This window comes from Rathayibacter sp. AY1D1, from assembly GCF_002932635.1.
In the GTDB taxonomy this organism is placed as follows: Bacteria; Actinomycetota; Actinomycetes; order Actinomycetales; family Microbacteriaceae; genus Rathayibacter.
The window spans coordinates 1-5,566 of the sequence record NZ_PSVY01000057.1; the positions used below are offsets into that span (position 1 = coordinate 1).

The window sequence follows — 5,566 nt, forward strand, 5'->3', positions numbered from 1 at the left end:
GCACCCGTCAGGGACCCCGGCGGCACGGATCCGGGGCCCCGGCGGCACGCGTCGCGCCCGGCGCCCGCGACCTAGGGTGAGGGCATGCATCCGCTCGACGCCCAGGACCCGCTCGCGCACTGCCCCGAGCTGTTCGTCCGCACCCCCGAGGTCCGCTCCTACCTCGACGGCAACTCGCTCGGCCGGCCGCTGCGCGCGAGCGTCGCCCGGCTCGCGCGGTTCGCGGAGGAGGAGTGGGGCGGCCGCCTCATCCGCGGCTGGGAGGAGGGCTGGCTCGACATGCCGCTCGAGGTAGGCGACGCCCTCGGCTCCGCGGTGCTGGGAGCCGCGGCCGGGCAGACGGTCGTCGCCGACTCCACGACCGTCCTGCTCTACAAGCTCGCCCGCGCGGCGATCGCCCGCCAGGCGGAGCAGGGGCGCGACGAGATCGTCGTGGACACCGACAACTTCCCCACCGACCGGTACGTGCTGGAGGGCATCGCGGCCGAGACCGGCAGCACGCTCCGCTGGATCGACTCCGACCCCGGGAGCGGCGTCGGCCCCGACGACCTCGCCCCGGTGCTCGGCGAGCGGACGGCGCTGGTGCTGCTCAGCCACGTCGCGTACCGCTCGGGGTTCCTCGCCGACGCCGCGGCGATCACCGCCCAGGCGCACGAGGCCGGCGCGCTCGTGCTCTGGGACGCCTCCCACGCCGTCGGCTCCGTGCCGCTCGAGCTCGACGCGTGGGGCGCGGACCTCGCGGTCGGCTGCTCCTACAAGTACCTGAACGGAGGCCCGGGGGCGCCCGCGTGGGCGTACGTCGCCTCCCGGCACCAGGGCTCGCTCGCGCAGCCGGTGCAGGGCTGGATGGGCGTCGCCGACATGTTCGAGATGGGACCCGGCTATCGTCCGGCCGAGGGGATGCGGCGCTTCCTCAGCGGGACTCCGCCGATCACGGGGATGCTCGCGATGCAGGACATGATCGCGCTGATCGCCTCGGTGGGCATGCCCGCGGTCCGCGCGAAGTCGGAGGCGATGACGGCGTACGCGCTGGAGCTGGCCGACGCGTGGCTGGTGCCGCGCGGGGTGCGGGTGGCGACTCCGCTCGACCCCGCCCGGCGCGGCTCGCACGTGACGATCGCGCACGAGTCGTTCGCCGGCCTGGTCCCGCGGCTGCAGGCGGAGGGGGTCGTGCCGGACTTCCGCCGACCCGACGGCATCCGGATCGGCCTCTCGCCGCTGTCGACCACCTTCGCCGAGCTGGAGCTGGGCATGGCGGCCATGCGGGACGCGCTGGACTGAGCGGGCCGGGGCTCGGCGGGGCGGCTGTTCCCGACCCCGCCCCCTGCCCTCACCGCGCGTCGCGCGTCCGTCGAGTGCTCTCCTTCTGCAGGGCCTCGACGAGCTCGGCCTTCGTCATGCGCGAGCGGCCGGAGACGTCCAGGCGCTTGGCGAGGTCCATCAGGTGCGCCTTGGTCGCGTTCGCGTCCACTCCGCCCGCCGTCTCGCCCCCGGGGGAGCGGCCGTGGCCCTCGGCGCGGGAGTCGGAGGGGCCGCTCTCGGCCTTGCGCTCCCAGTGGTCGCCGACCTTCTCGTACTCGTGCTTCAGCGCGGCGAAGGCTGTGCGGTGGGCGCGCTCGCCGTCGCCGTAGCTGTCGACGGCCGAGTCGTGCGCGGCCGACCAGAGCTTCTGCGCGTGCTCGTCGGAGCGCTCGATGGTGGACGGAATCTGTTCCTCGCGGGGCATGGCGGCCTCCCTCTCGTCCTCCGACGCTACGTCGGGTCGGAGGCGCCGGTCACCCCGTTGACGAGCGCTCGGCGGGCACCTCCGTCCCCGGAGCGCACTCGGGAGGCCGCCGCCGGTGTTCTCACCGGGCCGACGCCGATGATGGGGCGATGTTCATCCCGACCAGAGCCGCCGGTCTCGAGGCGCTCGACGACTTCGTCGCCCGCGCGGGCTCCGCCTACGCCCGCGACCGCAACCACGACCTCGGACCGTCCCGGGACAACGTCTCCGGGCTCTCGCCCTACCTCCGCCACCGCCTCGTCACCGAGCGGGAGGTCGTCGCCGCGGTCCTCGCGCGCCACCGGCTGACCGCCGCGGAGAAGTTCGTCCAGGAGGTGTTCTGGCGCACCTACTGGAAGGGCTGGCTCGAGCAGAACCCGGACGTCTGGCGCCGCTACCGCCGCGAGGTGGCGGACTCCTCCGCGGGCGATCCTCCGCCCGGGTACCTCGACGCGATCGGCGGACACAGCGGCATCGACGCGATGGACGCGTGGGTGAGCGAGCTCGTCGAGACCGGGTACCTCCACAACCACACCCGCATGTGGTTCGCGAGCATCTGGATCTTCACCCTCGGACTGCCCTGGCAGCTCGGCGCCGACTTCTTCTACCGGCACCTGCTCGACGGCGACGCCGCGTCCAACACCCTGTCGTGGCGATGGGTCGCCGGCCTGCAGACTCCGGGCAAGACCTACCTCGCCTCCGCGTCCAACATCGCCCGCTACACGGAGGGGCGCTTCTCGCCGAGCGGCCTCGCCACCACAGCCCCCGCGCTGACGGAGGAGCCCTTCCCGCCGCGGGCACCGCTCGAGCAGGACGACGTTGTGGGGACCGTCGGCGCCCGCCCCGGCCTCCTGCTGCACGAGGAGGACCTCGAGGCGGAGAGCCTGCTCGCCGAGCAGCCGGGTCTGGCCGAGCGCCTCGTCGCGTGCGCCGTCGCCGGGGACGCGGGCGGGCGCTCGCCGTCCGGAGTCTCCGACGCGGTCGCCGCCTTCACCGCCGCGGCGCTCGCCGACGCCGCCGAGCGCACTTCCGACTCCAGCGGTCGGCCGGCGAGGGTGCTGGCGGACGCGCGTGCCGCGACGGTCGTCGACTGGGCGGTGTCCGAGCGGATCGACACCGTGGTCGTTCCGTACGCGCCGGTCGGGCCCGTCGGCGAGCGGGTGGAGGCGCTCCGCTCGGCTCTCGCCGACGAGGGGGTCGCGCTCGTCACCGTGCGCCGCCGCTGGGACGGTGCGGCGTGGCCGTCGGCGTCGCGGGGGTTCTTCCCGTTCCGGAAGCGGATCCCGGCGCTGGTGCGCGACCTCGTCGAGCCCGCCGACGCGGCCCGCCTGTTCTGAGCGGCGTTCCGAGAGCCGCGTCCCGCGAGCTGCGTCCTGTGGGCCGCGTCCCGCGAGCTGCGTCCTGTGGGCCGCGTCCCGTGGGCCGCGAGCCGCGAGCCGTGTCCTGTGAGCCCCGTCCCGCGACCCACGTCCTGTGAGCCCCGTCCCGCGGAACCTGCCTGGTCCCGCGGGGCGGGTGCCGCTCAGCCGAGCAGGCGGTCGCGGAGGAAGTCGCTCGCGAAGCGGCCCGAGGGGTCCCACTCGGAGCGGAGGGTGCGCCACTCCTCGAGGTGCGGGTAGAGCGGCGCGATCTCGTCGGCTCCGGCGAGGAAGTGCTTGCCCCAGTGCGGCCGGGCCCCGAGCGGCAGCAGCGCGCCCTCGACGGCGGGGAGCACGGCGTCGACGCCGGCGCGGTCCTTCTTGAAGGTGAAGTGCACGCCGACGCTGTCGCGGCCTCCGGCGGGGGAGAGCCACTGGTCGTCGCCCGCCATGGTCCGCAGCTCCGTGATGAGCAGGACGTCGTCGATCCGCTCGCCGATCGCGCGCAGCGCCACGATCGCCTCGCGGACGTTCGCGCGCGGCACCATGTACTCGCTCTGGATCTCGTCGCCCGCGCTCGGCTCGCGGTCGAGGCGGAAGTGCGGCAGGCGCTCGGACCACGGTCCGACGGAGCCGCCGAACGGGTTCAGGTTGGAGTCGACACCCTCCGAGACGGCGAAGAGGCTCGCGGAGGCGGCGACCGCGCCCAGGTGCGTCGCGTTGACGTCGGCGACGGATCCCGCCGCCACCTTGGTCTTCAGCCACAGCTGCTCCACCGTCGGCGAGGACCAGTGGGTCATGAGGCTGACGCTGTAGGCGGAGGAGGTGATCGCGTCGAAGTCGTCGAGCACGCGCTCCCAGGGCAGGTCGACGAACGCGTCCTGGCGGACGTCGAAGGTCGGCTGGATGTCGAGGGTCACGCGGGTGACGATGCCGAAGGCGCCGAGGCCGACGACGACGCCCTCGAAGCCCGGCTCCCCGCGGCGGATCGTGCGCAGCGAGCCGTCAGCGGTGACGAGCTCGAGCGCCGAGACGGCGGAGGAGAGGTTCGCGTTGCGGTCGCCCGAGCCGTGGGTGCCGGTCGCGATGGCGCCGGCGACCGAGATGTGCGGGAGCGAGCCCATGTTGTGCAGGGCGTAGCCGTTGCTGTGCAGGTGCGCGGCGACGACGCCGTAGCGGGTGGCGCCGCCGACGGTGACGGTGCTCGCCTCGGCGTCGATCACGGGGTCGGAGGCCAGGCGCCCCAGGTGCAGCAGTGCGCCGGGGGTGTCGGGCAGGGAGTTGAAGGAGTGGCGGCTGCCGAGGGCGCGGACGCGCTCGTTCTCGCGGACGAGGCGCTGCACCTCCTCGACGGACTCCGGCTCGATGATGGTGGCGGCGCGGTACTCGTAGGTGCCCGCCCAGTTGCTCCGTGAGGTCATGGGTCCATTCTGCCGGGTGCTCAGGGGATTTGTTGTTGGTTGCAACGAATGGCCCGGTGGTGCACGGGGACACCGCAGGACGGAACGGCGTGGATATTGTTCGAGGCGCGCTCCGGGCCTCTGACGGGGAGGACGGCGATGACCGCGCGCAGACGACCCCGCTCGGATCTGTTCCGGGTGTGCGTGCGCCTCCTGGTCACGATCGTGGTGGTGCTGCTCGTCCTGGCGACGGGGACGCTCGCTCCGGGCGACGGGGCCGTCGATGCGACGGCGACCCTCGTTCCGGTCCATCTGCTCGGCCGGCCGCTCTCCACCGCCCTCTCCGTGGGCTGGAGCGCCGCCTCCTACTCGCGCCTCGACGAGCAGGCGCTGCGAAGCGCCGCCTCCTTCTCGCGCCTCGACGAGCAGGCGCTGCGAAGCGCCGCCTCCTTCTCGCGCCTCGACGAGCAGGCGCTGCGGAGCACCGCCGAGGAGGAGGCGCGCGGCGAGCGGCGCCTCCTCTCGCGGATGCTGGGGGCGACCGGGGCGACCGGCACGACGCTGTCGGCGGCGGTGCCGGCGATCGTGGTCACGGTGGCGATCGCGCAGAGGACGGAGTCCCGCGGCGAGCCCCTCTCCCTCGCCGCCGCCCTGCTCGCCGTCGCGAGCTCGTGGGTGCTGATGGTCCTCTCGGTCGCACAGGCCTGCCTGCGCCTCGAGTCGCGGTCGCCCCGGCGGTCGCAGGTGCGCTTCGCCTTCGAGGAGGCGCCGCACTTCAGTGACGACGCGACCCTCGCGCTCCTGCTGTCCACGATGGCGGCCACGGTCTCGGCCGAGATCCGCTCGAGAGAGGGCTGGCGCCTGGTGCGCGCGAACGTCGTCATCGCGTTCGCCTTCGACTCGGTCGTCATCGCGATGACGGTGTCACTGCTGTTCGGCGGACTCGCGGCCTGAGACGGCGGGAGCGGAGCGTCCTGCCGACCGACGTCACCACTCCCGTGTCCGGATCGGTCAGCACCCGCGTGAAGGCGGCCGCCGTGCGC

General features: G+C 74.0%; 5 protein-coding genes. 3 read left to right on the forward strand and 2 right to left on the reverse strand.

Features of this window, described 5'->3' with window-relative positions:
- Nucleotides 1-84: 84 nt before the first annotated feature.
- A complete protein-coding gene (locus C5C56_RS17210) occupies nucleotides 85-1,281 on the forward strand; it encodes a kynureninase (RefSeq protein ID WP_104320005.1) in 1,197 nt (398 codons plus the stop codon).
- 49 nt (nucleotides 1,282-1,330) lie between these two features.
- On the opposite strand, the gene C5C56_RS17215 is transcribed toward C5C56_RS17210, so the two are convergent.
- On the reverse strand, nucleotides 1,331-1,726 hold the full coding sequence (locus C5C56_RS17215) for a ChaB family protein (protein WP_104225169.1): 396 nt from the start codon (nucleotides 1,724-1,726) through the stop codon (nucleotides 1,331-1,333).
- A 149-nt stretch (nucleotides 1,727-1,875) separates the two neighbouring features.
- Between C5C56_RS17215 and C5C56_RS17220 the strand changes: the two genes are divergently transcribed.
- Nucleotides 1,876-3,102: an FAD-binding domain-containing protein gene (locus C5C56_RS17220; RefSeq protein WP_104248350.1), complete on the forward strand. Its 1,227-nt coding sequence runs from the start codon at nucleotides 1,876-1,878 to the stop codon at nucleotides 3,100-3,102.
- A gap of 185 nt (nucleotides 3,103-3,287) precedes the next feature.
- Here the strand turns inward: C5C56_RS17220 and C5C56_RS17225 are convergent, their stop codons facing one another.
- Complete coding sequence (locus C5C56_RS17225; protein WP_104320006.1) at nucleotides 3,288-4,544, reverse strand: D-arabinono-1,4-lactone oxidase; 1,257 nt, start codon at nucleotides 4,542-4,544, stop codon at nucleotides 3,288-3,290.
- Between the two features lie 138 nt (nucleotides 4,545-4,682).
- On the opposite strand from C5C56_RS17225, the gene C5C56_RS17230 reads away from it, so the two are divergent.
- The gene (locus C5C56_RS17230; protein ID WP_181137630.1) at nucleotides 4,683-5,477 is read left to right on the forward strand and encodes a DUF1345 domain-containing protein; all 795 of its coding nucleotides are present in this window, start codon (nucleotides 4,683-4,685) and stop codon (nucleotides 5,475-5,477) included.
- Nucleotides 5,478-5,566 lie beyond the last annotated feature (89 nt).